Origin of the sequence: Streptomyces sp. bgisy159 (assembly GCF_965341775.1) — a bacterium.
GTDB lineage: Bacteria > Actinomycetota > Actinomycetes > Streptomycetales > Streptomycetaceae > Streptomyces.
In genome coordinates this window covers 20,629-47,078 of record NZ_CBDQZH010000019.1, presented here as the reverse complement: position 1 = coordinate 47,078, position 26,450 = coordinate 20,629, and the positions used below count along the sequence as shown (strand labels likewise).

The following is a 26,450-nucleotide window of genomic DNA, read 5'->3' as shown; positions in this document are numbered from 1 at the left end:
GCCGCCGCCTCGCGACAGCGACTCCGGGCTGGGCTCGGGCTCGGCGTGCTGTTCCCGGCTCCGCCTGGGGCAGGCGGGGCGGGTTCGGTCCGCTCACCGGGCACCACGCCACATCCTCACTGTCAGGCGCTGTCAGGCGAGCTCGGCGAAGGCCTCGACCGCATGGGTCTTGCCGGTGACGATGATGACGTCGCCCTTCTGGACGACCGTCTCGGCGGTGGCGTACGTGAAGTCCTCACCGGGGCGCTTGATGCCGACCACGGTGATGCCGTAGCGGCTGCGGACCTGGCTGTGGTCGAGGGGGACGCCGGTGGCGATGTCGGGGGCGACGGTCTTCACCAGGGCGTAGTCGTCGTCGAACTCGATGAAGTCGAGCATCCGGCCGGTGACGAGGTGGGCGACGCGTTCGCCCATCTCGTGCTCGGGCAGCACGACATGGTGGACACCGAGGCGCTCGAGGATCTGGCCGTGCTGACGGCTGACGGCCTTGGCCCAGATGTTGGGCACCTCGGCCTCCAGCAAATTGCTGCTGACCAGGATGGACGCCTCGACGTCGGTGCCGATGCACACGACGGCGCTGGTGAACTCGTGGACGCCGAGCTGGCGCAGGGTCTCCATGTCGGTGGAGTCGGCGACGGCGGCGTGGGTGAGGCTGTCGCTGTACTTCTGGACCAGCCGGGCGTCGGTGTCCAGACCGAGCACGTCCCAGCCGCGGCGCATCAGTTCGCTGGCCAGCGAGTAGCCGAAGCGGCCGAGACCGATGACCGCGACCCGCTGGTCGCCGGTGACCCGGCTGTAGGTGTCGGAGAGACGCTTGCGCCGCCGCTGGCGCAGGGAGTGCAGGTAGTTAACCAATGACGGGTCGCTCCTCGGGCAGTTCGTAGCGGCGCGTGCGTTCACGCAGCGCCAGCGCCGACACCAGGGTGATGGGGCCGAGACGGCCGACGAACATCAGGACGGTCAGCAGCAGGTCCCCGGAGACGGGCAGGCCGGCGGTGATGCCGGTGGACATGCCCACCGTCCCGAACGCGGAGACCACCTCGAACAGCACCGCCTCCGTCGTCTCGTGGGTGAGGGTGAGCAGGGCGAGCGAGGCCCCGATCACGATGCCGACGCCGAGCAGGGCCACGGTCAGCGCCTGGCGCAGGGTGTGGGGAGCGAGGCGGCGGCCCAGCATGGAGGAGGTGGGTTCGCCGCGCACCTCGGCGAGCATGGCGGCGGCCAGCACCGCGAACGTGGTCACCTTGATGCCACCGGCGGTTCCGGCGCTGCCACCGCCGATGAACATCAGCACGCTGGTCATCAGCAGGGTCGAGGCGTGCATCGCCCCGATGTCGACCGCGTTGAACCCGGCCGTGCGGCTCATCGCCGAGTGGAAGAAGCCGTCGAGGATCTTGCCGGGCACGCTGTGCGCGCCGAGGGTGCCCGGGTTGGACCATTCCAGCAGACAGGTGAGGGCCGTGCCGGCGAGCAGCAGGACGACCGTGGTGATGAGGGTGAGCTTGGTGAGCAGGGACCAGTTGCGGCGGCCGGTGGTGCGCCGCCGCCGGCGGTGGCGCAGTATCTCCAGCAGGACGGGGAAGCCGAGGCCGCCGAGGATCACGGCGGCCGCCACCGGAAGGCAGACCCAGGGATCCTGGGAGTAGCGGGTCAGGCTGTCGGGGAACAGCCCGAAGCCCGCGTTGTTGAACGCCGACACGGCGTGGAAGCAGCCGAGGTAGACGGCCCTGCCGATGCCCTCGCCGTAGCCGAAGCGGAAGCGCAGGGCGAGCAGGGCGGCGACGGCGAGTTCGACGACGACGGTGATGCGGGCGACGCCGAGCAGCACGCGGCGTACGTCGCCGATGCCGAGGCTCTTGGTCTCCGCCTGCGCGGTGAGCTGCATGCGCAGCCGCAGCCGTCCGGAGACCAGCAGGGCCAGCAGGGACGCCATCGTCATGATGCCGAAGCCGCCGACCTGGATGAGCGCGAGGATGACGCCCTGGCCGAAACCGCTCCAGTAGCCGCCGGTGTCCACGACCGCGAGACCGGTGACGCAGACCGCGGAGGTGGAGGTGAACAGCGCGGTGACGAAGCCCGTCGCGGTGCCGTCGGCGGAGGACACCGGCAGGGTCAGCAGGGCCGCGCCGAGGAGTGTGACCAGGGCGAAGGCCATCACGACCGCTCGGGCCGGGTGCGTGGCCAGCAGCGCCGGCGCCCACAGCCGCACCCGTTGTGCCAGTCCCGCCACTGCCGTCCCCTCACCGCCCGCCGCGACGCCGTTCGCCGTGTCCGTCCCGGTGGGAACCCGTCAAGATCTCGAACGCACACCCTACATCCGGTGCCCTCACCCGGCGCACCCGCCGTGCGGGCGCCTGTCCGGGCCGGACCTGCGCGGATGCGCCCCGGGGGGGGGCCGTGGGCGGCGGTGCGGGCCGGCCGGTGCGGCGGGTGCTCCTGCGCGCGGCAGGGCAGGACGTGGGCGGAGCGGTAGGCGCCGGCACACCGGCCGATCGGCCCGGTTCCGGTGGACGGCGACCCGGCTTCGACGGCCGGGCGGAACTGACCCGCTCGGGTGGACGGACGACCCGGCGCCGCCGTACGGGCGAGCCGGCCGACCGGTGTGCGGGCGGGCGAGCCGGTCGGTGTGCGGGCGGGCGAGCCGGGCGGCCGGATGCGGCGCAGGGGCCGCTCGTCGGCCCCCGGTGCCAGGGGTCCAGCGCCCGGGAGGCCGGCGGACCAGCGCCCTGGGGGCACGCTCCGCGTGCGGTACCGGGGCGGAACCGAGTACGCGTACTCAGGCGGGCCCGCCGCCGGACCGCGGACGATGTCGGTCACGTCCTCGGCCCCGTCCGCCCTGCCAGGAGAGAACCATGCTCGCCCGTCTCGCCCACACGCTCGTCCCGGCCGCCGGTCGGCTGACCGTCACCGCCGATGCCGGGGCGGCCTTCGCGCCGGGCAGCATCGTCGCCGCGAACCACACCTCCCTTGCCGACCCCGCCGTGGTGCTCGCCGCACTGCACCGCCTCGGCGTCCGTCCCACGGTGATGGCGGCGGCCGGGCTGTGGCGGATACCGGTGCTGCGCGGCCTGCTGTCCCGGGAGGGCCACATCCCGGTCCACCGGCACGACCGACGGGCGGCGCAGGCGCTGCGGCTCGCCGTGCGCGCGCTGGAGCGGGGACGGGTCCTGCTGATCTACCCGGAGGGCGGCCTCCCTCACCGGGCAGGCTCCGCCGAGAGCGCGCCCGGCGCCTTCCGCAGCGGTCTGGCCCGGCTCACCGAGGAGACCGGGGCGGCCGTGATCCCGCTGGGGCAGGCGGGCGCCCGCCGGCTGCTTTCCGGCGGGCCGGTCCGGCAGTGGACGGGGCTGCTCAGCTCTCCGCTGCGGCGGCCCCGGCTGCACGCGCACGCGGGCGCGCCGGTGACCTTGTCCGGGGACCGGTGCGCCCGGACCGTCCAGGCGCACCGGGCGGTCACCACCGCCTGGAGCACGGCGGCCGCCCGGCTGCGCACCGGCTGATCCCCGGGTCCCCGGGGGGAGCGGCTACTTCAGGGTGTAGTTGCAGCCCTTGGGGTCCTTGCCCCCGTCGTTGTCGGCGACCTGCTTGCCGTCGACCTTGATGACACAGGGGGCGGCGCTCAACGTCCCGTCCGCGGCCTTCACCGAGCCGGGGACGATGCTGAGGAGGTAGCCCAGCTTCTGTTCGGCGGGCGTGAGTTCCACGGTCTCCGTCTTGGACCAGGGCAGTTGCTGCTGGTCGAAGCCGTCGCTCTCGGCGTGGTACATGATCTGCGTCGATCCCTCGCCGGTGACCTCCAGGGTCACCTCGTGGGTCGCGCCCCCGGGAGCGGCCTGCTTCGACGGGCTTTCGGCCGCGGTGGCGGCCGCCTCGGTCCTGTCGTCCTTGCCGTCGCCGTCCCCGCTGCCGCAACCGGTCAGCAGCACGGCCGCCGTGACGAGCAGGGCGGCACCGGTCATGGTCCTTCGCATGTTCCCCGTTCCCAGCTTTCTCGTTGTCGTCGTTCTGTTTTCCGCGGCGAAGGGCCGACGCCCCCGCCCCGTAGATCCAATCACCTCGTCGGGCCGGTGCGCCAAATCGCGGGAAGGGCCGTTCGGCCCTGGCGGACGGGCGGCCGACGGAGTTCGCTGGAAGGGTCGGAGGAGGCTGCCATGACTGGCGACAAACCGGCTCCGCGCCCTCGAGGGCGCGTCTTCTTCGTTCTGGTCTCGGCGCTGGCGGCCTTGCCGCTGGCGTCCCTCACGGCCTGCGACTCCTCCTCCGGGGGGAGCACGTCACCGACCGGCCCCCCGAAGGCGTCCCGCTCGCCCTCCCCCGCCACGACCGGTGTCCCCTCACCCTCCGCAACCGCAAGCAGCCGCCCGCGCACCGGGACGGCGTCACCGTCGACGAGCCGCCCCGCCACGCCCGCCCCCGCTCGGGTCGCCACGGCGGTGTACTTCCTGCACGGCGAACACGTCTCGGCCGCGCCGCGCACGGTGACCACGCCGGCCACCGCGGCCGGTGCCCTGCGCGCCCTGCTCGCCGGGCCCAGCGGCTACGAGCGCCACAACGGCCGTACCACCGCCATCCCCTCGGGCACGGCCCTGCGCTCGATCGCGGTCCACGACCGGGTGGCGACCGTGGACCTCTCCGGACGCTACGACGACGGTGGCGGCACCCTGTCGATGCGGGCACGCCTCGCCCAGGTGGTGTTCACGGTCACCCGCTACCCGACGATCGACAAGGTGAGCTTCCGGCTCGACGGCAAGCCCGTCACGGCCTTCGGCGGCGAGGGCATCCTGCTCAACCACCCCGTCGGACGGGCCGACTTCGAGGACGTCTCACCGGCCGTGCTGATCGAGTCGCCGCTCATCGGGCAGAGCGTCGGCACGCCGGTGCGGGTGCGGGGCAGCGCCAACACCTTCGAGGCCGAGTTCCGGCTGAAGGTCACGGACGTCTCCGGCCGGGTGGCCGCCGACGTACGGGTCATGGCCACGTCCGGCACCGGGACGCGCGGCACCTTCGACGTGCGGTTCCCGTACCGGGCCGCCCGCAGCGGGGCCGGACTGCTGACGGCGTACTACCTCTCCCCCGAGGACGGCAGGCCCGTCACCGTGGACACCGTGCCGCTGACCGTGAACCGCTGACCGCCGTCCGTCACCGTGCGGGCATGCGGAACCGGACAGGGCCGGTCGGCACTGGACGCGTCACCGGCGCGGTCGCAGCCTGTAGGTGGGGGAAACGCTCACGGAGGCGATGACAGTGGAAGCCAAGCAGTGGACCGTGCAGATCTACATCACCGAGGACGGCGACGACACGCGGGCGCGTGCCGTGCTGAGCACCCGCGACACCGCCGCCCTCACCGGCCGGGGCACGGCGCGGCGCAATCCGATCGACCGGCCGATCCCCGAGGTCGGTGACGAACTCGCGGCCAGCCGCGCCCTGGAGGACCTGGCCATCCGGCTGCACGACGTGGCAGCCGACGACATCGTCGAGATGGCCGGCCCCCTCCGGGCGTGACGCCGGGCAGCGTCCCGGCGCCGGCCGGCCGACGCCCGCCGGGCGGGTGCTTCCCGCCCGGCGCACGGCCGTCCGTCCGCGCCCCGCGCACCCGGGGCGTGCATGTGATGCCGTGACCTCTGTATGCGCCCCTGCCCGCGCGGGGAGAATGCGGGTGCCACTGATCATGTGTCGCGCCCCCACCGCGCACCCTCCGGGAAAGCAGGTCGGCTGCCGTGCTGTTGCGTGTGCCAACGTCCGTGTCGGAAGTCCGGGAGTACGTCGCCCAGGGGGTGGTGCCGATCGGCGGCGCGACGCTGCTGTGGGCGTCCTTCCAGCGGGAGGGGTTCCCCCAGCAGGTGATGTCGCTGCGTCAGGTGCCGGAGGCCACCGTGGTCGGGCCGGAGGAACTGGGGTCCGCCGCGCTGCTGAGCGAGGTGGACGAGCGGGTGCCCGCGGTGCTGCGCCGGGCGGCCGGCACGGTGGGCACGGGCGCCGTCCGCCGCACGGCCACCGTCGGCGGCAACATCGTGGGCAGCTCCCTGCGCTGTCTGCTGCCCCCGGCACTGGTCCTCGACGCCCGGGCGACCGTCCTGGACCAGAACGGCGTCTACGACACGGACCTCGCCGAGGTGGTCGCGAAGCGTCCCGTGCTGTTGTGCCTGCGCTGGCGCGCGCCCCTGGCCGACGCCTACCACAAGGAGCCCGGCGAGGTGGGCGGCCCGCCGCCGGTGGTCGTCGCCGCCGCCGTGCACGCCGAGGACGGGGGGCGCCGGCTCCGGGTCGCCGTCCGCGACGGCTACGAGGTCCACACGGGGAACGTCGCCTGCGACGATGTTGACCCCGCCGCGGTGCTCGGTGCGCTGGCCGGCACCGGCCTCGGCGCGCTCTCCGGCGGCGTCCGCCCGGTGGTGCGCGAACAGGTCACCGGCTTGCTGGCGCGGCTCTGAGCAGGCGCCGATCTCGCTGTCGGTGAGGGGCCTTCCTCGCTGTCGGTGAGGGGCCTTCGGACCCCGCACGTCCGTCGCCGGGTTCGCGGCGCGCCGTGGTCGACCGGCGGCGCCAAGACCGTCACCGGGCCGACGTGGACGACCCGGCGATCCGGTGTGCCCGGAGCACCGGGGGCGTGGTCGCCGGTACGCGTTCCAGGACGCCGCCCGCGAAGACGTCGTACAGCGGCAGGGTCTCCAGGTGGACGTAGCCGATGTGGCAGTCGCAGACCGCCAGCGGGCAGGCGCGCGGGCGCAGCGCCGCGCGGTAGGAGCCGTCGTAGAGGTTGCCGAGTTCGGCGCGGACGAAGTGGCAGCGGCGGACGGTGCCCTCGCCGTCGACCGAGAGCACCGACTCGCCGGTGCGGCAGGGCAGTCCGGCGCTGCGGTGGGGGTGGCGGCTGTAGGGGAACAGCGGGTCGAGGGCCGTCCAGCGGGCGGCCTCCTCGTCGTCGTAGGCGCGGCCCTCGGCGGCGTTCACCCACAGGTAGACGTGGTCGGGCAGCTCGGCGCGCAACCGGCGGGCGGCATCGAGGTGTTCGGGCAGGCCGACGATCCCGACGCTGAAGCGGACGCCCTGACCGGCGAGGTCCTGGGCCTTGGCCAGGAAGCGGTCGTGCGGGGTCTGCCCGGGGTGGTAGGTGCACCACAGGGCGAGGGTGTCGCGGTCGGCGCCGGCGAGCCAGTCGGTGCGGCAGCTGAGGTTGGTCTGGATCGCCACCCGCGCGATGTGCGGCAGGTGGGACAGCCGCACCAGCGCCCGCCGGTACCAGGAGCGGACCAGTCCCTCGCCCCAGGGGGTGAACAGGATCGACAGGCGGTCGCCGGTCTGGCCGGCGGCCCAGTCGGTGAAGCGCTCCAGGGCGGCGCGGTCGGCGCGCAGTTGCCCGGTGCTGTCGCGCCGCTTGGCGAAGGGGCAGTACGGGCAGTCGTAGTCGCAGGAGGCCAGCGGGCCCCGGTAGAGCAGGGTGAGGTCCATCGCGGTACGGCCTACTTCCGTTCGTACTGGGCCATGGCGGCCCGTACGGCCGCGGAGAACAGCTCGGGGCCGATCGCGTCGGAGTGGGCCAGGCCCTCGGGGGTGAGCCGGAGGTGGGCGCCGTCCCCGGTCAGCCAGCCGCGGTCGGCGAACCGGTCGAGTTCGGTGCCGAAGTCGTCGTGGGGCAGCTTGCCGAAGCGGGTGCGGTAGTCGTCGACGGGCAGTCCCTGCGCCTGCAGCAGGGACTGCAGGAGGTGGCGGCGGCGCGCCTCGTGCCCGTCGATCCGCCGGCCGTGTTCGGCGCGGGCGAAGTCGGCGGCGGGGCGGGAGACGTAGTCGTCGATGATGCCGCGTATCTCGGACATGCCGACGGCGTAGTCGAAGCTGTAGTGCAGGTGCCGGGTGTACGAGCGGGCGCCGCAGCCCAGGCCGATCATGCCGTCGGTCTGGCAGGCGTAGTCGTCGGGGCCCTCGGCCGGGGCGTCGGCGCGGCGGAACATGCGCATCGAGTGCTGGACGTAGCCGTGGGCGAGGAGGTGGTCGCGGCCGAGGCGGTACAGGCGCAGGCGCTGTGCGTCCCAGGCGGGGTCCGGGGCGGCCGGCCCGCGCCGGCCCAGACCGGTGAGGGGGCGGACGTAGAGCGGGTAGAGGTACAGCTCCTCCGGGTGCCAGGCCAGGGCGGCGTCCAGGGAGTGCAGCCAGGTGGCGTCGGTCTGGCCGTCGATGCCGTAGATCAGGTCCATGTTCAGTACCGGGATGCCGGTATCACGGACGCGGCCGAGGGCGGCCTCCACGTCGGCGCGGCGCTGCGGGCGTACGGCGGCGCGGGCCTCGGAGTCGACGAAGCTCTGCACGCCGATGCTGAGCCGGGTGGTGCCGCGCTCGGCCAGGACGGCCAGGCGGTCGGCGGTGGCCGTGGCGGGCGAGGCCTCCACGGAGAGCGGGATCGCGCGCAGGTCGGCGCCCATGCGGTGCTCGGCGAGGTCGCACAGCCGCTCCAGTTCGGCCGCCGTGAGGAAGGTGGGGGTGCCGCCGCCGAACGCGGCGGTGGCGAACCGCACCTCGGCGCTGTCGCCGAGGGCCTCCCGGACGGCGGTCGCCTGGCGTTCCAGTGCGTCGAGATAGGCGGTGGTCAGGCCCTCCGGGGCGCCGATCCGGGTGAAGAGGTTGCAGAAGCCGCAGCGGACCTCGCAGAACGGGATGTGCGCGTAGAGCGAGAGGGCGTCCTTGGGCTCCCCCGCCCACAGGCTGCGCAGCGACGGCCGGTCCGGCAGCGGGCGGTAGGCCGTCTTGTGCGGGTAGGCGTAGACGTACTGCTGGTAGGGGGAGACGGTGGGCGTCATCGGGTGGCCTCGGCGGTGGTGCGGTGCTCGGGGTGGAGGAGGAAGTGCGCGTAGGGCACGGTCCACACGCAGGGGTGGCCGAGCCGGTGGCCGGTGTAGCCGTCGTCGCCGTAGGCGGTGCCGTGGTCGGAACAGACGATGGCGAAGCAGGGGCGTCTGCTGCTCGCGGCGGCGAAGAGGCGCCCGATGTGCCGGTCGACGTACTCCAGCGCGGCCGCGTGGGTCTCCCGGGTGTCGCCGGCCTCGCGGGTGGCGCCGGGCAGGTGGAACCAGTTGGGCTGGTGCAGTGCCGAGACGTTCACGAAGAGGAAGAGGCGCCGTTCGGCGGGGAGTTCCCGCACGACCTGTTCGGCGCGGGCGACCTGGGCCTCGAAGGAGGTGGGCGAGGTGACGCCGAACTCCGGCTCCCAGTGGGACTCCTGGAAGAGTCCGGGCAGGACTGAGCCGAGCGGGCCGCGCTTGTTGAAGAAGCCCACTCCCCCGATGCACACCGTGTGGTAGCCGGCCGCGGCTAGGCCGGAGACCAGGTCGGGGGTGTCGTAGACATAGGTGCCGTCGGCGGTGGTCTCGCTGCCCGCGAACCGTGCGGCGAACAGTCTGGGGTGCGGGCCCGGGGCGGCTGGGGTGGGCAGGAAGCCCGCGAAGATCGCCTGGTGGGAGGCGTAGGTGAAGCTGCCGGGGGCGTGCCGCCGCGACCAGCGGCCGCCGGGGAGATGACGGGCGAGGTGGGGGATGCGGCCGGCGGCGGCCAGTTCGGCGGCGACGTCGTGGCGCAGGGTGTCGAGGGTGACGAGCAGCAGGTCGTGGCTGCCTACGATCCGGTTCATGTCGGGCCGGTCCGGGTCCGGGCACGGGTCCGGCAGGGGCATGTCCGGTGCCGCCGGGTCCGGTTCAGGCGATCGCATGGGGGTCCGTTCTGTCATGGTGCCGGTCGTGCAGGTCGTGCAGGTCGTGCCGGTCGTGCCGGTCGTGCTGGTCGTGCTGGTCGTGCCGGTCGGAGCGGTGTCCGTGCTGCTCGTGGTGGGCGGGCGCGTGGCGGCGCAGCGCGGCGGCGACCTGTGCCGCGTAGGTGTCCCGGCCCTCGGCGCCGCTGCCGGGCAGGCCGGTCAGCCGGGGCAGCAGGTCTCCGAAGGCGTTGACCTCACCGACCGCGACGCGGCCCCAGCCCACGGCGGGCAGCAGGTCGACGCCGACGCTCAGGGTGTGCGGGAAGCAGGCCGCGGCGTGTTCGCAGACGGCCAGGACGTCCGTCCAGGGGGCTCCCGCCGCGGACAGGGCGGCGCGGGCCTCGCCGAGGTCGCCGCGCCGGCCGCCCAGGTGGAGGTTGGTGATCGGGGAGGCGCTGGTGCGCACGACGGCGTGCGTGGCGCGTCCGGCGGTCACGACGACCCGCAGGTCGGCCGCCCGGCCGCGCTGTGCGGCCTTGGGCAGCCAGCGCTCCAGGTGGAGGCCGTCGGGGGCGAGGGTGTCCACGATGGCCGCGATGTTCCGTTCGTCGTCGTACCGCCGGATCCGCAGCGAGTTGAACAGGCGTCCGTCGGGGGCGAGTTCGACGGAGGTGGTGGCGCGAATCCGGCCACCGCCGGCCGACTCCACCGCGAGCACCCCGGAGGCGGAGGAGCCGTGGGCGAGCTTCACGAACAGCCGGGGCATCCGGTGCTCGCGCATCAGCGCGCGGACGTCGTCCCAGCCGCGCACCGGGGCCGCGTCGGCCCCCGAGGTGGGCGACGCGGGGACGGGCACGCCGGCCTCGCGCAGCACGGCGTGGCAGCGGCGCTTGTCGAACAGCACGGCGAGGTCGGCAGGGTCGTCGAGGCGGACGCCGCCGCGCAGGTCACCCAGCGCGGCGGTGAACGCGGCGTACCAGCGGGCCGAGCCCTCGACCCGGGTGGGATCGTCGGTGCCGCGCAGCAGCCGGTCGACGTGGGCGTCCTCGCCCGGGGAGTCGAGCCGGACGATCTCCTCGGGCGCGAAGTCGGCGCCGCCGGCGGCAAGGACGTCCGCCCAGGCGACGACGCGTGGCGCGGACAGTCCGGCGGTGCGCACGGCGTCGGCGAACAGCGCGACCCGGCGGTTGCCGGGGTTGCCGACCACCGCGAAGCGGGCCGCCGGGCGGGCCGAGCGGGCGGGAGTGCGGCCGCCGGAGCCTTCAGTGCGCCGTGGCCGCGCGGGGGGTGCGTCGGGCACGGCGGGTCACTCGCCCACCGCGACGTAGCGCCACACGGTGCCGTCGTCGTCCTCGTCCCAGTCGGCGTCGGCGCGGTCGAGGTCCAGCTCGACACCCGCGGGTTCCAGGGTCTGCCGCAGGCGCTCCAGCAAGGGCTCGGAGACGTAGTGGTGGTGCAGGTCGAGCTTCTTCAGGTGGGTCAGCGGCTGCCCGCCGAGCAGCGCGGCGGCGCCGTCGTCGGTCAGGACGCCCATGGACACGTCGAGCGTCTCGAGCCGGGCCACCACGGGCGCGGCGGCGAGGGCCGCGGCGACGGCGTCCTGCATCTCGCTGTTGCGCAGGGCGAGATGGCGCAGGCTGGGCAGGCGGGCGCCGGACAGGACGGGCTCCAGGTCGGCGATCTCGCTGTCGCCGCCGTAGTCGGGGGTGCCCAGCCACAGGTCGAGGTGGACGAGGGCGGGCAGGTCGCTGGCGCCGATGCCGCGTACCGCCGCCGCGGGCAGTCCGCCGGTCTCGACGGTCAGGGTGCGCAGCGACTCGTGGCGCAGGGCGGGGAACTCCAGCCCGGACCCGCCGCGCACGCCGAACTCCTCCAGGTCGGGAAAGCCCGACAGCAGGGGGGTGACGTCGGTCTGGTTGATCCAGGAGATCTCGCACTCCTCGGAGCCCATGTCGCCGAGGAACAGCGCCCGCAGGGCGGGCAGCCGGTCGCGGGCGGCGAGCAGCGCCTCGATCACGGAGGAGGAGTCGGTGTCGTAGGCCTCCTGCCACGCGCCGACGATCAGGGCGCGGACGCCGGTGGGGTCGACGGTGCCGAGGAACCGGGCGAAGGCCTGCTCCCACGGCTCGTCGGCGTCGTACACGTCGCTGGTGACGCGCCAGGCGACGGAGGCCGGTTCCGGGAGCCGGTCGGCCTTCGTCGCCTTCGGTGCGGGGAACGTGTACGCGGGCAGCCCGTGCAGGGACTGCAGGTGGTCGCCGAGGGTCATGGGGGCTGCTCCTGATCGGGATGCGGTGTGATGCCGCAGTTCTACCAACCGCCACTGACAACGCGCGGCGGCGGGGCGGCTTTCGGGGGGCGTTGTCAGTGGCGGGTCGTACGGTCGCGGTGTGGAGGCGGTGCGTCGTGTGCCGCCGTCGAGGGGAGCGCCGATGTACCGGCAGGGAGATGTGCTGATCGTGCCCGTGGCCGAGGAGGCGGTTCCGCCTCATGTCGCGGGGGCTCCGGGGGAGCCGCGGGACGGTCGGGGCCGGCTGGTGCTGGCGCTCGGCGAGGTGACGGGCCATGCCCACGCGGTGGTCGGGCCGGGCGTTCTGGTGCGCGAACCGGGGCCGTTGGGGCCGATGCTGCTGCGCCTGCCCAAGGGCGGCCGGGTGGTGCACGAGGAGCACGCGGCGATCGCCCTGCCCAAGGGGTGGTACCGGGTGATCCGGCAGCGGGAGTACGTGCCGGGTTCGGTGCGGATCGTGGCGGACTGAGGCCCGGCAGCACGGTGTCGCGGGTGACGGACAGAGGCGGACAGAGGCGGATCGAGGGTGAGGCGACGATGGTGACGCGGGTGGCGGACGTACAGCGGGGGACGGACCTGGACGCGGTCGCGCGGTGGCGCGGGTGGGCGGCCTCGACGGCGCCGGCCGACCGGGCGCGGGCGGAGGCCGGCATCCGACTGGCGTACCGCAACGCCGGGCTGGCCGAGCCGGAGCGGGTGGTGTGGGCGGCCTCGCCCCGGGAGGGGGTGGCGCTGGTGCGGGCCCTGGTGGACCCGGGCCCCGGGGTGCGGGAGGCGGTGCGCAGCGCGCCCTGGGTGCGGGAGCGGCGGCGGCTGCACGAGGAGTTGGGCGCCGAGGGCTGGGCCGCGCACTGGTCGGCGACCGGCGGCAGACTGTGGGACCTCACGCAGGCGCTGGTGGACCGGATCCGCGCGGGGGTGCTGGAGGAGGCCGGTGCGGACGGCTCGGCCGAGGTGCGGCTGGTGCTGCTGGACGCGGTGCTGGGTCAGCACGACGCGCCGTGGCTTGCGGCCTTCCCCACCGAGGGGTCGTCGCTCGACGGGCTGGCGGAGGTGTGCCGCAGCGCGGGCTGGTGGTGGCCGTTCGCGAAGGTGGCCGTGGTGTGCGAGCGCCCGGTCACCCTGCACCGGGACGAGGCGGGACGGCTGGACCGGGGCGACGGCCCGGCGCTGGCCTATTCCGACGGTTTCGCCCTGCACGCCTGGCGGGGCATGCCGGTGCCGGCGGCGTTCCTGGCGGAGCTTCGGACGCTGACCCCGCGCCGCATCCGGGAGGAGGAGAACGCCGAACTGCGCCGGGTGATGCTGGAGTTCTACGGCTACGAGCGATATCTGGCGGACTCGGGGGCGCGTCCGGTGCACCGGGACGAGACCGGTGTCCTGTGGCGGATCGACCTGGAGGGCGACGAACCGGTGGTGATGGTGGAGGTGGTCAACTCCACGCCGGAGCCGGACGGCACCCACCGCACCTACTGGCTGCGGGTGCCGCCCACGGTCCGTACCGCGAGGGAGGGCGTGGCCTGGACGTTCGGCGTGGACGCCGAGCAGTACGCGCCCGTTCGTGAGACCTGAGCCGGTCAGGCCAGTTCGACGAGCAGGTCGCCGCCCTCCACCTGCTGGATGCGGTTGATGGCGAGCCGGGCCACGCGGCCGGCCTTGGGTGCGGTGATGGCGGCCTCCATCTTCATCGCCTCGATGGTGGCGACGGTGGCGCCGGCGTCGACCTCGTCGCCCTCGGCGACCGACAGGGTGACCACGCCGGCGAACGGCGCCGCCACGTGCCCGGCGTTGGCGCGGTCCGCCTTCTCGGTCACGGGAACGTCGGTGGCGGCCGACCGGTCGCGGACCTGGATGGGCCGGAGCTGGCCGTTGAGGGTGGACATCACGGTGCGCATGCCGCGGGCGTCGGCCTCGCCGACGGCCTGCAGCTCGATCAGCAGGCGCACGCCGGGCTCCAGGTCGACGGCGTACTCCTTGGCGGGGCGCAGTCCGTAGAAGAAGTCCTTGCTGTCAAGGACGCTGGTGTCGCCGTAGGCCTGGCGGTGGGTGTCGAACTCGCGGGTGGGGCCGGGGAACAGCAGGCGGTTCAGGGTGGCCCGGCGTTCCTTGTCGAGGCCTTCGCGGTCCTCGGCGGTCAGCTGCGGCATCGGCCGGGTGTCGGCGCGGCCGCGCAGGGCCCGGGTGCGGAACGGCTCGGGCCAGCCGCCGGGCGGGGTGCCCAGCTCGCCGCGGAGGAAGCCGACGACGGAGTCGGGGATGTCGAAGCGCTCCGGTGTCGCCTCGAAGTCCTCCGGTTCCACGCCGGCGCCCACCAGGTGCAGGGCGAGGTCGCCGACGACCTTGGAGGACGGGGTGACCTTCACCAGGCGGCCGAGGATCCGGTCGGCGGCGGCGTACATCGCCTCGATCTCCTCGAAGCGGTCGCCGAGGCCGAGCGCGACCGCCTGGGTGCGCAGGTTGGACAGCTGACCGCCGGGGATCTCGTGGTCGTAGACGCGGCCGGTCGGGGAGGCGAGGCCCGCCTCGAAGGGCGCGTAGATGCGGCGGACGCTCTCCCAGTAGGGCTCCAGGTCGCCGACGGCCTGGAGGTCGAGGCCGGTGGGGCGGTCGGAGTGGTCGGTGGCGGCGACGATCGCCGACAGCGACGGCTGCGAGGTGGTGCCGGCCATGGAGGCGACGGCACCGTCCACGGCGTCGGCGCCGGCCTGGATCGCGGCCAGGTAGGTGGCGAGCTGGCCGCCGGCGGTGTCATGGGTGTGCAGGTGCACCGGCAGGTCGAACTCGCGGCGCAGCGCGGAGACCAGCGTGGCGGCGGCGGGGGCGCGCAGCAGTCCGGCCATGTCCTTCACGGCCAGGACGTGGGCGCCGGCCTCGACGATCCGCTCGGCGAGCCGCAGGTAGTAGTCGAGGGTGTAGAGCCGCTCCCCCGGGTCGGACAGGTCGGAGGTGTAGCACAGGGCGACCTCGGCGACGGCGGTGCCGGTCTCCCTTACGGCGTCGATGGCGGGGCGCATCTGGTCGACGTCGTTGAGGGCGTCGAAGATGCGGAAGATATCGATCCCGGTGGCCGCGGCCTCGTGCACGAAGGCGTCGGTGACCTCGGTCGGGTAGGGGGTGTAGCCGACGGTGTTGCGGCCGCGCAGCAGCATCTGCAGGCACAGGTTGGGCACGGCCTCGCGCAGGGCGGCCAGCCGTTCCCAGGGGTCCTCGGCGAGGAAGCGCAGCGCGACGTCGTAGGTGGCGCCGCCCCAGCACTCCAGGGACAGCAGTCCGGGCAGGGTGCGGGCGACGGTCGGGGCGACGGCGAGGAGGTCCTTGGTGCGCACCCGGGTGGCGAGCAGCGACTGGTGGGCGTCGCGGAAGGTGGTGTCGGTGACGCCGATGGTCGGCGACTCGCGCAGCCAGCGGGCGAAGCCCTCCGGGCCGAGGCTGACCAGGCGCTGGCGGGAACCGGCGGGCGGCTCGCCGTCGGGCAGCGGGGGCAGCTTGGTGGCCGGGTCGATCAGGTCGGGCCGCTCGCCGTGCGGCTTGTTGACGGTGACGTCGGCGAGGTAGGTGAGCAGCTTGGTGCCGCGGTCCGCGGAGGAGCGGGCGGTCAGCAGGTGCGGGCGTTCCTCGATGAAGGAGGTGGTCACGCGCCCGGCCCGGAAGTCGGGGTCGTCCAGCACCGCCTGCAGGAAGGGGATGTTGGTGGCCACGCCCCGGATGCGGAACTCGGCGACGGCGCGCCGGGCGCGGCCGATCGCGGCGGTGAAGTCGCGGCCCCGGCAGGTGAGCTTGACCAGCATGGAGTCGAAGTGGGCGCTGATCTCGGTGCCGGCATGGGTGGTGCCGCCGTCGAGGCGGATGCCGGAGCCGCCCGGGGACCGGTAGGCGGTGATGCGGCCGGTGTCCGGGCGGAAGCCGTTGGCGGGGTCCTCCGTGGTGATGCGGCACTGCAGGGCGGCACCGCGCAGGGTGACGGTCTCCTGGGACAGCCCGAGGTCGGCGAGGGTCTCCCCGGCGGCGATGCGCAGCTGGGCCTGGACCAGGTCGACGTCGGTGACCTCCTCGGTGACCGTGTGCTCGACCTGGATGCGCGGGTTCATCTCGATGAAGACGTGGTTGCCGTCGCGGTCGAGGAGGAACTCGACGGTGCCCGCGTTGCGGTAGCCGATCTCGCGGGCGAAGCGCACGGCGTCGGCGCAGATCCGGTCCCGCAGGGCGGGGTCGAGGTTGGGGGCGGGCGCCAGCTCGATGACCTTCTGGTGGCGGCGCTGAAGGGAGCAGTCGCGTTCGTAGAGATGGATGACGCCGCCCTGGCCGTCGGCGAGGATCTGCACCTCGATGTGACGGGGATCGACGACCGCCTTCTCCAGGAAGACGGTGGGGTCGCCGAACGCGGAGGCCGCCTCGCGGGACGCCGCCTCGATGGCCTCGCGCAGCTGGGCGGGGTCCTCGACGCGGCGCATGCCGCGTCCGCCGCCGCCGGCGACGGCCTTGACGAAGACCGGGAAGCCGATGTCGTCGGCGGCGCGGACGAGTTCGTCGACGTCGGTGGAGGGGGCGGTCGAGCCGAGCACCGGGACGCCCGCGGCGCGGGCGGCGGCCACCGCGCGGGCCTTGTTGCCGGTCAGTTCGAGGGTGTCGGCGCCGGGCCCGACGAAGGTGATGCCGGCCTGCTCGCAGGCCCGGGCCAGCTCGGGGTTCTCGGACAGGAAGCCGTAGCCCGGGTAGATCGCGTCGGCTCCGGCGCGGCGGGCCGCGCCGACGATCTGGTCGACCGAGAGATAGGCGCGCACGGGGTGTCCCGGCTCGCCGATCTCATGGGCCTCGTCGGCCTTGAGCCGGTGCAGCGAGTTGCGGTCCTCGTGCGGGAAGACGGCGACGGTGCGCGCGCCCAGCTCATAGCCCGCGCGGAACGCCCGGATCGCGATCTCGCCTCGGTTGGCGACCAGCACCTTGCGGAACATACGGATCCCTTCAGCCTGCCGGTGAACGGGACCATGGTGTCGGTGCGCGGCGCTGATGGCCATGTGAGCCGGGCCACTCACCGGCCGTCCGCGGCCCCTGTCCGGGCACGTGGGAGGCCGCCGGAGAGCGCCGGGCAACGGCTGGGAGAGCGCCGGGGAGGGCTGCGGGGCCGTGCGGTACCACCGCGGGGCGAGATTCCGGCGGTGGTACCGCTCCGGGGCGTCAGCCGATGTGGTAGCGGTCGCCGTAGACCTTCCAGTCCAGCGGCGGGTCGAGGTCGAGGTTGCCCTTGCGCAGGAAGACGCGCTGGGCCGTGTCGACGCGGCTGGTGTCGCTGTGGGCCTCTTCCTGCCGCATCGCCCATACGCGCGCGTCCAGGAACGCGTCGAGGTACCGCGTCTCGTCGCCGCCCCGGGCCGGCGGCTTCGCCGTGCGCAGGGCCCGTCGGCGTATGTTGCGGAAGCTGGTCGGGTCGTCGCCGTCGCCGTGCATGACGATCGCGTCGTAGTAGGCGAACTGGCCGAGGGCACGCAGGCCGTCCGTCCTGCCCTGGCGTACGGCCGGGTTGAAGTAGACCCGGTCGCGTTCGTCGTTCTGGGCGCGTTGGAACGCGGTGTCGCGGGCGGCCCGACGCCAGTCGCGCGGGAAGTCCGGGTCCAGGCCGGCATGCGAGTCGGTGCCGTCGACACGCCGCAGGGCGGGAAGGTAGCGGGCGAGGACGTTGCCCGGTTCGCGGTCGGTGTAGAGCTGGACGAGGTCGAGCATGTCACCGGTGCCGGAGCAGAAGCCGATGATGCCGGCGGTGTAGCCGCGCCCGTCACCGATGTCCTCGATGTAGCCGTACTGGGCCTTCCAGTCGAGCGAGGAGTTCTCCGCGCTCGACACCAGTTTCATGGCGATCTCCTTCTTGGCCGGGTCGTCCAGGCCGACGGCGGCGGGCGACGCGTGGGTCGCAGCCGCGGGTGAGCCGGCGAGCAGCGGCGTCACGGTCAGCGCGCCCATGAGGGCGAGGACCGTGCGGCGGGGGGTGTGCACCACGGGGTACTCCATCCGCTCGACAATTGTTAGGAAGCTTTACTACCAGATTGGAAAGGGGGGCGTAACCCTTCCGACCGCCTTGCTCCGTCCGAGTGGTCGCGAGCGCCGGGCCGTCGTAGCGTCGAGGGGTGTGGTGCCGACGGCCGGAAGGCCGCCGGGCCCACTTGATCGGACCGGCCGGGGAGCGGCGCATGCGCGGACACACCAGGACATCGACGGTCGCCCTCTGCGCGGCGCTCGGGCTCGCCGCCTCCCTCGGCGCGGCGACGGCCTCTCCGAAGGCTCCCGCGGCGCGGGCCACGGCACCGAGCGTGGCGGCCTCCGCCGCGGGCCGGACGGTACTCGTCGACTGCCTCGGGCACCCACGGGTGCGGCCGGGCGAGTTCGTCCTCGCCTGCGGCGACGGCAACAGTCGGCTCGCCTCGCTCCGGTGGAAGCGGTGGGACGCCGACGTCGCGGTGGCCACCGGCGTCAACTGGCTCAACGACTGCGACCCGTACTGCGCCGCCGGTACCTTCCACGCCTATCCGGTGACGGTGCGGCTGGACCGGCCGCAGAGCTGGAAGACCCATCCCGAGCAGCGCCGCTACGGCCGGATCGGCCTCACGTACACCGAGCAGCGGCCCGACGGGACGGCACGCACGGTGTCCTTGCCCCTGATGGGCTGACCGCACCGGGGGTCCGGCCGGTCAGCCCATCAGGCCGGCGGCGACCGCCGCCCCCAGCTCCCAGCACGCCTCGACGTCCGCCTTGGTGGGAGCCCCGGTCACCGTGACCGGTTCGGCGGCGCGGCGCCAGCCCAGCCCGGTCGTGATGGCGTCGATGCCACGCACCGCGCCGGTCACGTCGTTGCCGCCGTGCACGCAGTAGCCGAACGGCCGGCCGCGGGTGGTGTCCAGACACGGGTAGTAGACCTGGTCGAAGAAGTGCTTGAGCGCCCCCGACATGTAGCCGAGGTTGGCGGGGGTGGCCAGCAGGTACCCGTCGGCTTCCAGGACGTCGGAGGCGGTGGCGGCCAGGGCCGCCCGGCGCACCACGCGGACGTCCTCGATCTCCGGCGCGCTCGCGCCGGCGAGGAGCGCCTCGAACAGCGCCTGGCAGTGGGGAGAGGGAGTGTGATGGACGATCAGCAAGGTGGCCACGTCTGCGAACCCTAGAGCCACCCGTCCCGCGCCCGCATCCCGGAAGACCCGGATCTGCCCGCGGGGTTCGACCGGGCACTGCGGGCGCGGCCTCGGCCGGACGTCGTGGTGGCGCTGACCGACGGCCGGACGCCGTGGCCCGCCGCCCGGCCGCCTTGGCGGACGGTGGGGGGCCTGTCCCCCCGGAGGCGGTCGGCACGGCCGGCCGTGGCTCGGCCGTTCGCAGCGGCCCGCCCGGAGGCCGGACGTGCGAGGACCCGGGCCCGTGCACGAGCCCGGGTCCTCGACCGGCGGGTCAGCCGGTGAGGCGGGAACGCAGCAGATCCTTGCCCAGCTCCGCGCCCTTGCGGCTGTCCGCCTGAGCCTTGCGGAACAGGTCCGCCAGCTCGGAGTCGTCGGTGCGCTCGGCATCCTGGATGTACGTCTCCAGGCGGAGCGCGTTGTCCAGGCACGCCTCGACGTACCAGATCAGGTTGTAGTCCTTGTCCCGGGTGCCGATCACATCGCCGGTCTCGGTACCGGTGGCCATATACGGGCCTCCTCCCTGCGTGCGCTTGGTCGTCGGCTGCAGCGCGGGACGGGTACCCCGCGGGGCACGGGCCGAACAAGGGCGCGGGCATCGAACGAAACAGGGCGAAACGCCAGGCCACGCCACCCCTTCCGCCACGTAGAAATATCTACCAGCATGCATATGCCAGGCGGCCGCACGGACGGACACGGAGCCGGACATGAGCGATGCGATGTGGAACCGCGGCGTGGAGTGGCTCGCCGCCGCGGCGACGGATCCCCGGGCCTGCAAGCGGGAGTGGGACCAGGGTCAGGGCATCGCCCTGCTGGCGGCGGGCCGGTTCTGGGACGTGCTGAGCGTCCCGGACCGGCTGGGGTTGCTCGCCCTGGATCTGCTGTGGCAGCCCGCGCTGCCCCTGCCGGGGCCGACGTTGGTCGACACCGCCGCGCGCCGGGTCGGCTTCTTCCTGCCGCCCGAGCCCGGCAGCCTGTGGGTCGGGGCGGGGGTGCGGCACTCCGGCCGGGGTGCCTGGATCGCCGTGCCGCCGCCGTACCGGCCCACCCGGAGCCTGGAGTGGCTCGTCCCGCCGGACGGCAGCGGGCTGCTGCACATGCCGACGAGACTGGAGGCCGCACTGCGCCGCGCCAACGGCACCCTGGCCGTGCTGACACCGCCGCTGGAGGCGTGACGGCCCGGCAGGCCCCGGCGCCGGGCAGGACCGGACGGGCCGCTCGCGGCCCCGGCGTCCGGCACGAGTTCGGGCGGACGCCCGCCCCCGGCGCACCCCGTCGCACCCTTGTCGCGCCCCCGGAGTCAGCGACGGGTGCGGGCGGGCGCGCCCTCGTCGACGCGGTCGCGGGGCCCGGGACCCGTGGACAGGACCGGCAGGAAGTCCGGTTGCCCGGGGACGGTGCGCCCCTGGGCGCGCCATTCGCGGACGAGATCGGCGTAGATCGGCGCACGGCTCCATGCCGCGGGGCCCGGTTCGACGACGGTGGGGGCCGGGGCGGCGCCGAGGGGCGGCGGCGCAGGCGGGAGGTTCTGTCCATGCCGGGGCAACGCCGGGGGCGGGCCGGCGGTACGCGCGTACGGCGCCACTCACCGCCCCGGGTGACCGGAGTCCCCGAGCGGAGGCCGGGATCGATGTGATGGTCGTACGCCGGTGACGGGACCACGCGTGGCACGGTACCGTTCCGGCCAACGGGGCGAGTGATTTCGGGCACCCCAACTCTTCGTTGCCGTAAGGCAATTCGGTCACTCGCCGCAGATGTGAACAGAAGGCGGGCGCATCCCGGGCGAAGTATCGCTCGACCGTGCGAGAGCGTTCGATGACGGTGTGTACTGTGCTCGTCAGCGCCCCGCCCCCGGCAGCCCCGCTCCTGGAAGATCCTCTGGAACCGTATCGATGATCCAATTACCGGACCTCGCCGTCGGCGGCCTCGCCGCCGGCACCCTGTCCGCGCTGGCCCTCGGCGGCGGTCTGCTGCGGGCACGGCGGCAACAGGCCCGGCAGCGCGCGGAGATCGCCGCGCTGCGCACCCAACTCGACGGAACCGTCGCGGCGTCCACGGCGGAGGTCGAGCACCTGGCGTCGCGCCGGGTACCCGCCGCCGTCCGTCAGGTCGCCCACCCGCACCTCGACGTGCCGGGTCCCCTGCAACCGTTGACGGCGGGGACGCCCCTCGGTGCCGCGCTGGACGACGTACTGGCGGCGCTGCGCGCCGAGGTGGTCGCGCAACGCACCCGGGTGGACGCGGCCGCGCAGGCCGGCATGCGGGGCGCCACCCGGGAGATCCAGGCTGCGCTGTACCGGCTCCAGGACGCCCTGCGGGGACTGCAGCAGCGCTACGACGACCCGGAGTTGGCGCAGACGCTGTTCCGGCTCGACCACGAGAACGAGCAGTCGCTGCGGCGGGCGCAGGTCGCCGCCGTGGTCTGCGGCGCCTGGGTTGGCCTGGCCCGCGAGGAGTCGCACGTCGTCGACGCGGTGACCGGCGGCCAGGCCAGGCTGGCCGGCTACCACCGGGTCAAGGTGCACCACCACCTCGAACCCGGCACCGCCCTCGTCTCGCACGCGGTGGAGCCCGTCGCGATCATCGTCGCCGAGCTGCTCGACAACGCGCTGCGGCACTCCGCCCCGGACACCGACGTGCTGGTGAGCCTGGAGCACGTCCACCACGGCGTGTGCGTGACGGTCGACGACGCGGGCCTCGGGATGACCGAGGACGAGCGGGAGCGGGCCCGGCGGCTGGTGGCAGGCGACGAGCCGATCCTGCTGACCGACCTCGGCGACCCGCCCCGCATGGGACTGGCCGCGATCGGGCGGCTGACCCGCCAGTTCGACCTGCGGGTCGACGTGTCGTCGGCGTCGCCGTACGGCGGGGTGCGGGCGGTGCTGCGCATCGACAGCCATCTGCTCAGCCGTATCGACCCGGTCGAGCGTCCTCCGGCGGCCAGCGCCCCGCGCACCACCCGGGCCCCCGAGCCGACCGCCGCGCCGGCGGCGGCGCCGGCGTCGGCGGCCCACGCCCACGGCGCCGACGACGAGGTCACCGGGGCCGGCGAGCACCTGCCGGTCGCCGACTCCGGGGGGCTGCCGCAGCGGCGCCGCCGTGACCGCGGCGGGTCCGCGCCGTCGCCCGCCGCCCCTCGCCCGCCGGCCCCGCGTCGGCCCGCCCGCCGTCCGGAGGAGTCCGCCGCCGCGCTCGGCGCGCTGCAGGCGGGCACCGAGGCGGCCCGCTCCATGGCGGCGGCCGCCTCGGCCCCCGCCGCGGCGGAGCCCTGGGACCACCGGGCCGGCGGCCCCGACCCGGTCGCCGACCGTATGCACGACGACGAGCACGAAGAGAACGATCACGAAGGGGGCGCACCTCGATGACCAGCCGCAACGCGGGCGACACGGCATGGGTGCTGGAGCCGATCCTGCAGGTGCCGCACGTCGTGGCCGCCGTGATGCTCACCCGGGACGGACTGGTGACCGGCTACACCGACGCGCTGTCGCAGCCGTCGGCCGAGCGGGTGGCCGCGATCACCAGCACCGTGCAGGGCGCCTGCCGCACGGCGGCGGCGGCGTTCGCCGACGCCGAGGGGGCCGAGGTGCGCCAGATCGTCATCGAGTCGGACCACGGATACGTGCTGATCGTGCCGACCGACCACGGCACCTGTGTCGCCGCCTACGGCGACGGCGAGGTGCGGCTGGACCTGCTGGCGCACCGGGTGCACTCCCAGGTGGCACGGCTGGGCGAGAAGGCCATGGTGGCCGCCCCCCGAGGAGCCGACGACATCCCGCCGGCATGACCGGCCGTCCGGCCGGGCGCCCCCTGGTCCCCGCCTATCTGTCGACCGGCGGTGTGGCCCGGCCGAGCCGCCCCCAGCTGGAGCGGCTGTCGGTACTGACGCGCGGCGAGGCGCCGGTCCCCGGCGGGCTGACCGCTGCCGAACTGGCCCTGCTCGACGTCCTGGAGGGCGGTGCGCTGGCGCTGGTGGAGGCGGCGGCACTGCTGCGGCTGCCGGTGTCGGCGGTGCGCGTGCTGGCGGCCGGTCTCGCCGACCGGGACCTGGTCCTCGCCCGCGCGCCGATTCCGCCCGCCGAACGCTTCGAACCCGACCTGCTGAAGAGAGTGGCCGATGGCCTGCGCGCCCTCAAGCACTAGCGACTCGTTCCCGAGCCCCGACGCCCGTCCCTCCGGCACCACCGGGACCGCCGACGGCGTCCATCTCCCCGACAGCGCCCGGGATCTGGTGAAGATCCTGGTCGCCGGGCCGTTCGGGGTGGGCAAGACGACCCTGATCGACTCGGTGTCGGAGATCCGCCCGCTGCACACCGAGGAGCGGCTGACGGAGGCGTCCGCGCAGGTCGACGACCTGGCCGGGGTCCGGGACAAGTCCACGACGACCGTCGCCATCGACTTCGGCCGGATCAGTCTGCCCGGCGGGGTCGTGCTGTATCTGTTCGGAACGCCCGGCCAGGAGCGGTTCCGGTCGCTGTGGGACGACATCTCCTACGGGGCGCTCGGTGCGCTGGTGCTGGTGGACAGCCGTCGTATCGACGCCTCGTTCGACGTGCTGGGGCTGGTGGAGGACAGCGGGCTGCCGTACGCGGTGGCCTTCAACGCCTTCCCCGACGCGCCCCGGCACTACCGGGACGACCAGCTGCGGCGCGCGCTGGACCTGACGGCTCAGACGCCGATGGTGACGTGCGACGCGCGGGACGCCGACTCGTCCGTCGACGCGCTGCTCGCGCTGGTGGACCACCTGATCGACCGCGCCCCGGCGGAGGCCCGATGACCCCCTACCCCCCGGACCGGGACGACTTCTCGCGCTCGGCGCCGGTGCGGCTGTGGGAGGAGGCGTTCGCGGTGGACCCGGAACGCCACTACGCGGCACTGCGCGCCCAGGGCCCGGTCGGCTGGGCGGAGCTCGCGCCGGGCATCCCCGCCTACGTCGTCACCGAGCGGCGGGCCGCGCTGGAGGTGCTGCACGACACGCGGCGGTTCTCGCACGACCCGCGCGCCTGGGAGGCGACCGTGCCCGCGGACGCGCCGGTGCTCGGCATGATGCGGTGGCGGCCCAACGCCCTGTTCGCCGACGGCGCGGCGCACACCCGCTACCGGCGCACCCTGCTGGACGTGTTCGACCTGGTCGAACCGTACGACCTGCGCGCCCGGGTGCACCGGGCGGTGCGGCTGCTGGTCGGGCGGATCGGGCCGAAGGGCGAGGCCGACCTGGTCGGGGAGTTCGCGCGGCCGCTGATGGCGCTGGTCTTCAACGACCTGTTCGGGCTGCCGGACAGCCAGGGTGACCGGCTCAACGAGGGCCTGTTGCGGATGATGGAGGGCGGCGCACAGGCCGCCGAGGGCGAGGCGGAGTACGCCCGGTACGTGCTGGAGCTGATCGCCGCCAAGACCGCGCGGCGCGGTGACGACCTGCCGAGCCGCCTGCTGGACCATCCGGCGGGGCTGACCGCCGAGGAGGTCACCTGGCAGGTGTTCCTCACCCTCGGCGCCGGCTACGAGCCGACCGCGAACCTGCTGTCGAACACGCTGTCGCGGATCCTCGGCAACCCCGCCTACTACTCGACGCTGACCAGCGGCGCCCGGCCCGTCATGGACGCCGTGGTGGAGGTGCTGCACCACGAGACGCCGCTGACCAACTACGGCGTCTACTACGCCCGCGAGCCCATGGCCTTCCACGGGGTGTGGCTGCGGGACGCCATCCCGGTGGTGGTGTCCTTCGGGGCGCTGGCCCGTCCCGCAGGCCCGCAGTCCGCCGGTGCCCGGCACCCCCACGACGCCTCGCACCTGTCCTGGGGCGCCGGCCCGCACGCCTGCCCGGTCAGGCAGCACACGCTGCTGATCGTCACCGAGGCGATCGAACGGCTCACCCAGTGGCTGCCCGACCTCGATCCCGCTCTGCCGCGCGAGCGGCTCGACTGGCGGCCCGGCCCGTTCCACCGGTCGCTGACCGCGCTGCCGGTCCGCTTCAGCCCCCGTACCCCCGACCAGCCAGGAGTCCCGTCGTGACCGTGACCGACCGCATCGCCCTCGACCCGTTCGGCGCCGACATCCCGGCCGAGACCGCCCGGCTGCGCGCCCTCGGCCCGATCGTTCCGGTGGAGCTGCCCGGCGGCATCCCGGCGTGGGCGCCCACCGGGTACGACACGCTGAGGGGGCTGATCCTCGATCCGCGGGTCAGCAAGGACCCGCGCCGGCACTGGCGGCTGTGGCCGCAGCTCGGCGAACACCCGTCCTGGGCGTGGATCCTCGGCTGGGTCGGCGTGGTCAACATGCTCTCCACGTACGGCGCGGACCACACCCGGCTGCGCAGGCTGGTCGCGCCGAGCTTCACCCAGCGGCGCACCGAGGCGCTGCGGCCGCGCGTCGAGGCGATCACGGCGGAGCTGCTGGACGCGATGGAGGCGGGCGAGGCCGCCGCGGACCTGAAGGCGGCGTTCGCGCATCCGCTGCCGATGCGGATCATCTGTGAACTCTTCGGCGTGCCCGACGGGATGCGGGAGCCGACCGCGCGGCTGATCGCGGCCATCATGGACACCTCGGACCCGACTCCGGAGCACGCGGCGTTCGTGCAGGAGCAGATCGGCGCGGTGCTGGGCGGGCTGATCGCCCACAAGGTGGAGCACCCGGGTGACGACATGACCACCGAGCTGATCCGGGTGCGCGACGAGGACGGCGACCGGCTGAGCGACGAGGAGCTGCTGTACACGCTGCTGCTGGTCATCGGCGCCGGGTTCGAGACGACCGTGAACCTGATAGGCAACGCCGTGGTGGCGCTGCTGCGCCGGCCCGAGCAGCTGGCGGCGGTGCGGCGCGGGGAACTCGGCTGGGACGCGGTGGTGGACGAGACGCTGCGGGTGCACCCGTCGATCGCCTCGCTGCCGCTGCGGTTCGCGGTGTCCGACCTGATGGTGGGCGACGTGACGATCCCGGCCGGCGACGCCATCATCACGACGTACGCGGCGGCCGGTCTGGACCCGGCGCACTACGGGGCGGACGCGGACGTGTTCGACGCGGCGCGCGGCGCGGACGACCACCTGGCGTTCGGGATCGGCGTGCACCGGTGCATCGGTGCCCCGCTGGCCCGGATGGAGGCCCTGACGGCGCTGCCCGCGCTGTTCGAGAGGTTCCCGGAACTGGCCCTGGAGAGCGGTGAACTCAGGCAGGTGCCGTCGTTCATCGCCTTCGGCTGGCAGGAGGTCCCGGTCCGGCTGCGGGGCTGACCCGCGTCGGGGCGCGACCGGTCCCCCGCCCCGGTCGCGCCCCGACGCATCGAACATACGGGGCGGGTGGCCGGGTTGTGAATCGTGGCGATGCCCACTCGGCG

At 74.2% G+C, this 26,450-nt stretch carries 26 protein-coding genes and 1 pseudogene; 15 read left to right on the top strand and 12 right to left on the bottom strand.

What is annotated here, in order from left to right:
- Window positions 1–132 precede the first annotated feature (132 nt).
- Both ACSLTV_RS19640 and ACSLTV_RS19635 read right to left on the bottom strand, forming a co-directional pair.
- A complete protein-coding gene (locus ACSLTV_RS19640) occupies window positions 133–855 on the bottom strand; it encodes a potassium channel family protein (RefSeq protein ID WP_435612563.1) in 723 nt (240 codons plus the stop codon).
- Window positions 848–2,230, bottom strand: coding sequence for a TrkH family potassium uptake protein (locus ACSLTV_RS19635; protein WP_435612562.1), 1,383 nt, complete (start codon window positions 2,228–2,230; stop codon window positions 848–850). Before ACSLTV_RS19635 ends, ACSLTV_RS19640 begins: the two co-directional genes overlap by 8 nt.
- 622 nt (window positions 2,231–2,852) lie before the next feature.
- On the opposite strand from ACSLTV_RS19635, the gene ACSLTV_RS19630 reads away from it, so the two are divergent.
- Window positions 2,853–3,500, top strand: a complete 648-nt coding sequence (locus ACSLTV_RS19630; protein ID WP_435612561.1) for a lysophospholipid acyltransferase family protein — start codon at window positions 2,853–2,855, stop codon at window positions 3,498–3,500.
- A 24-nt stretch (window positions 3,501–3,524) separates the two neighbouring features.
- On the opposite strand, the gene ACSLTV_RS19625 is transcribed toward ACSLTV_RS19630, so the two are convergent.
- Window positions 3,525–3,971: a hypothetical protein gene (locus tag ACSLTV_RS19625; RefSeq protein WP_432135362.1), complete on the bottom strand. Its 447-nt coding sequence runs from the start codon at window positions 3,969–3,971 to the stop codon at window positions 3,525–3,527.
- 180 nt (window positions 3,972–4,151) lie between these two features.
- Here ACSLTV_RS19625 and ACSLTV_RS19620 point away from each other — a divergent pair, with 180 nt between their 5' ends.
- The 3 genes from ACSLTV_RS19620 (at window position 4,152) to ACSLTV_RS19610 (ending at window position 6,431) form a co-directional block, all read left to right on the top strand.
- The gene (locus ACSLTV_RS19620; RefSeq protein ID WP_435612560.1) at window positions 4,152–5,129 is read left to right on the top strand and encodes a GerMN domain-containing protein; all 978 of its coding nucleotides are present in this window, start codon (window positions 4,152–4,154) and stop codon (window positions 5,127–5,129) included.
- 109 nt (window positions 5,130–5,238) lie between these two features.
- On the top strand, window positions 5,239–5,502 hold the full coding sequence (locus ACSLTV_RS19615) for a DUF1876 domain-containing protein (RefSeq protein WP_435612559.1): 264 nt from the start codon (window positions 5,239–5,241) through the stop codon (window positions 5,500–5,502).
- A 215-nt stretch (window positions 5,503–5,717) separates the two neighbouring features.
- Complete coding sequence (locus tag ACSLTV_RS19610) at window positions 5,718–6,431, top strand: FAD binding domain-containing protein (RefSeq protein ID WP_432135365.1); 714 nt, start codon at window positions 5,718–5,720, stop codon at window positions 6,429–6,431.
- 121 nt (window positions 6,432–6,552) lie between these two features.
- On the opposite strand, the gene ACSLTV_RS19605 is transcribed toward ACSLTV_RS19610, so the two are convergent.
- The 5 genes from ACSLTV_RS19605 to ACSLTV_RS19585 all read right to left on the bottom strand — a co-directional run bounded on the left by ACSLTV_RS19605 (window position 6,553) and on the right by ACSLTV_RS19585 (window position 11,948).
- Window positions 6,553–7,449, bottom strand: a complete 897-nt coding sequence (locus tag ACSLTV_RS19605) for an STM4011 family radical SAM protein (protein WP_435612558.1) — start codon at window positions 7,447–7,449, stop codon at window positions 6,553–6,555.
- Window positions 7,450–7,460: 11 nt separating this feature from the next.
- Window positions 7,461–8,792, bottom strand: coding sequence for an STM4012 family radical SAM protein (locus ACSLTV_RS19600; RefSeq protein WP_435612557.1), 1,332 nt, complete (start codon window positions 8,790–8,792; stop codon window positions 7,461–7,463).
- On the bottom strand, window positions 8,789–9,619 hold the full coding sequence (locus tag ACSLTV_RS19595; RefSeq protein ID WP_432135368.1) for an STM4013/SEN3800 family hydrolase: 831 nt from the start codon (window positions 9,617–9,619) through the stop codon (window positions 8,789–8,791). Before ACSLTV_RS19595 ends, ACSLTV_RS19600 begins: the two co-directional genes overlap by 4 nt.
- Before the next feature lie 64 nt (window positions 9,620–9,683).
- Entirely contained in the window at window positions 9,684–10,886 is a 1,203-nt protein-coding gene (locus ACSLTV_RS19590) for an STM4014 family protein (protein ID WP_435612593.1), read from the bottom strand.
- 99 nt (window positions 10,887–10,985) lie between these two features.
- Window positions 10,986–11,948 (bottom strand): STM4015 family protein, encoded by a 963-nt coding sequence (locus tag ACSLTV_RS19585; RefSeq protein ID WP_432135369.1) that lies wholly within the window; start codon window positions 11,946–11,948, stop codon window positions 10,986–10,988.
- 163 nt (window positions 11,949–12,111) lie between these two features.
- Here ACSLTV_RS19585 and ACSLTV_RS19580 point away from each other — a divergent pair, with 163 nt between their 5' ends.
- Together ACSLTV_RS19580 and ACSLTV_RS19575 are read left to right on the top strand one after the other, a co-directional pair.
- The gene (locus tag ACSLTV_RS19580) at window positions 12,112–12,438 is read left to right on the top strand and encodes a hypothetical protein (RefSeq protein WP_432135370.1); all 327 of its coding nucleotides are present in this window, start codon (window positions 12,112–12,114) and stop codon (window positions 12,436–12,438) included.
- Window positions 12,439–12,506: 68 nt separating this feature from the next.
- Window positions 12,507–13,541: a DUF6745 domain-containing protein gene (locus ACSLTV_RS19575; protein WP_435612592.1), complete on the top strand. Its 1,035-nt coding sequence runs from the start codon at window positions 12,507–12,509 to the stop codon at window positions 13,539–13,541.
- 5 nt (window positions 13,542–13,546) lie between these two features.
- On the opposite strand, the gene ACSLTV_RS19570 is transcribed toward ACSLTV_RS19575, so the two are convergent.
- A complete protein-coding gene (locus ACSLTV_RS19570; protein ID WP_432156980.1) occupies window positions 13,547–16,921 on the bottom strand; it encodes a pyruvate carboxylase in 3,375 nt (1,124 codons plus the stop codon).
- A gap of 223 nt (window positions 16,922–17,144) precedes the next feature.
- On the bottom strand, window positions 17,145–17,972 hold the full coding sequence (locus tag ACSLTV_RS19565) for a chitosanase (protein WP_432135372.1): 828 nt from the start codon (window positions 17,970–17,972) through the stop codon (window positions 17,145–17,147).
- A gap of 179 nt (window positions 17,973–18,151) precedes the next feature.
- Here ACSLTV_RS19565 and ACSLTV_RS19560 point away from each other — a divergent pair, with 179 nt between their 5' ends.
- Window positions 18,152–18,628: a hypothetical protein gene (locus ACSLTV_RS19560; RefSeq protein WP_432135373.1), complete on the top strand. Its 477-nt coding sequence runs from the start codon at window positions 18,152–18,154 to the stop codon at window positions 18,626–18,628.
- A 21-nt stretch (window positions 18,629–18,649) separates the two neighbouring features.
- Here the strand turns inward: ACSLTV_RS19560 and ACSLTV_RS19555 are convergent, their stop codons facing one another.
- Window positions 18,650–19,102 carry a flavodoxin family protein gene (locus tag ACSLTV_RS19555; protein ID WP_432135374.1) on the bottom strand — a complete coding sequence of 151 codons (453 nt, stop codon included), beginning with the start codon at window positions 19,100–19,102 and terminating at the stop codon, window positions 18,650–18,652.
- A gap of 51 nt (window positions 19,103–19,153) precedes the next feature.
- On the opposite strand from ACSLTV_RS19555, the pseudogene ACSLTV_RS19550 reads away from it, so the two are divergent.
- Window positions 19,154–19,288, top strand: a pseudogene (locus tag ACSLTV_RS19550) (DUF2201 family putative metallopeptidase); the annotation flags it as partial.
- 109 nt (window positions 19,289–19,397) lie between these two features.
- Here ACSLTV_RS19550 and ACSLTV_RS19545 read toward each other — a convergent pair.
- Window positions 19,398–19,631, bottom strand: a complete 234-nt coding sequence (locus ACSLTV_RS19545) for a hypothetical protein (protein ID WP_432135375.1) — start codon at window positions 19,629–19,631, stop codon at window positions 19,398–19,400.
- A 199-nt stretch (window positions 19,632–19,830) separates the two neighbouring features.
- Between ACSLTV_RS19545 and ACSLTV_RS19540 the strand changes: the two genes are divergently transcribed.
- From ACSLTV_RS19540 to ACSLTV_RS19510, 7 genes are all read left to right on the top strand, one after another.
- A complete protein-coding gene (locus ACSLTV_RS19540) occupies window positions 19,831–20,298 on the top strand; it encodes a hypothetical protein (RefSeq protein ID WP_432135376.1) in 468 nt (155 codons plus the stop codon).
- Window positions 20,299–21,015: 717 nt separating this feature from the next.
- Window positions 21,016–22,488, top strand: coding sequence for an ATP-binding protein (locus ACSLTV_RS19535; RefSeq protein ID WP_432135377.1), 1,473 nt, complete (start codon window positions 21,016–21,018; stop codon window positions 22,486–22,488).
- Window positions 22,485–22,907, top strand: a complete 423-nt coding sequence (locus ACSLTV_RS19530) for a roadblock/LC7 domain-containing protein (RefSeq protein WP_432135378.1) — start codon at window positions 22,485–22,487, stop codon at window positions 22,905–22,907. Before ACSLTV_RS19535 ends, ACSLTV_RS19530 begins: the two co-directional genes overlap by 4 nt.
- The gene (locus ACSLTV_RS19525) at window positions 22,904–23,263 is read left to right on the top strand and encodes a DUF742 domain-containing protein (protein ID WP_432135379.1); all 360 of its coding nucleotides are present in this window, start codon (window positions 22,904–22,906) and stop codon (window positions 23,261–23,263) included. The genes ACSLTV_RS19530 and ACSLTV_RS19525 overlap by 4 nt, the downstream gene beginning before the upstream one ends.
- The gene (locus ACSLTV_RS19520; RefSeq protein ID WP_432135380.1) at window positions 23,238–23,897 is read left to right on the top strand and encodes a GTP-binding protein; all 660 of its coding nucleotides are present in this window, start codon (window positions 23,238–23,240) and stop codon (window positions 23,895–23,897) included. The genes ACSLTV_RS19525 and ACSLTV_RS19520 overlap by 26 nt, the downstream gene beginning before the upstream one ends.
- Entirely contained in the window at window positions 23,894–25,132 is a 1,239-nt protein-coding gene (locus tag ACSLTV_RS19515) for a cytochrome P450 (protein WP_432135381.1), read from the top strand. Before ACSLTV_RS19520 ends, ACSLTV_RS19515 begins: the two co-directional genes overlap by 4 nt.
- On the top strand, window positions 25,129–26,346 hold the full coding sequence (locus tag ACSLTV_RS19510) for a cytochrome P450 family protein (RefSeq protein WP_435612556.1): 1,218 nt from the start codon (window positions 25,129–25,131) through the stop codon (window positions 26,344–26,346). Before ACSLTV_RS19515 ends, ACSLTV_RS19510 begins: the two co-directional genes overlap by 4 nt.
- Window positions 26,347–26,450: the final 104 nt, after the last annotated feature.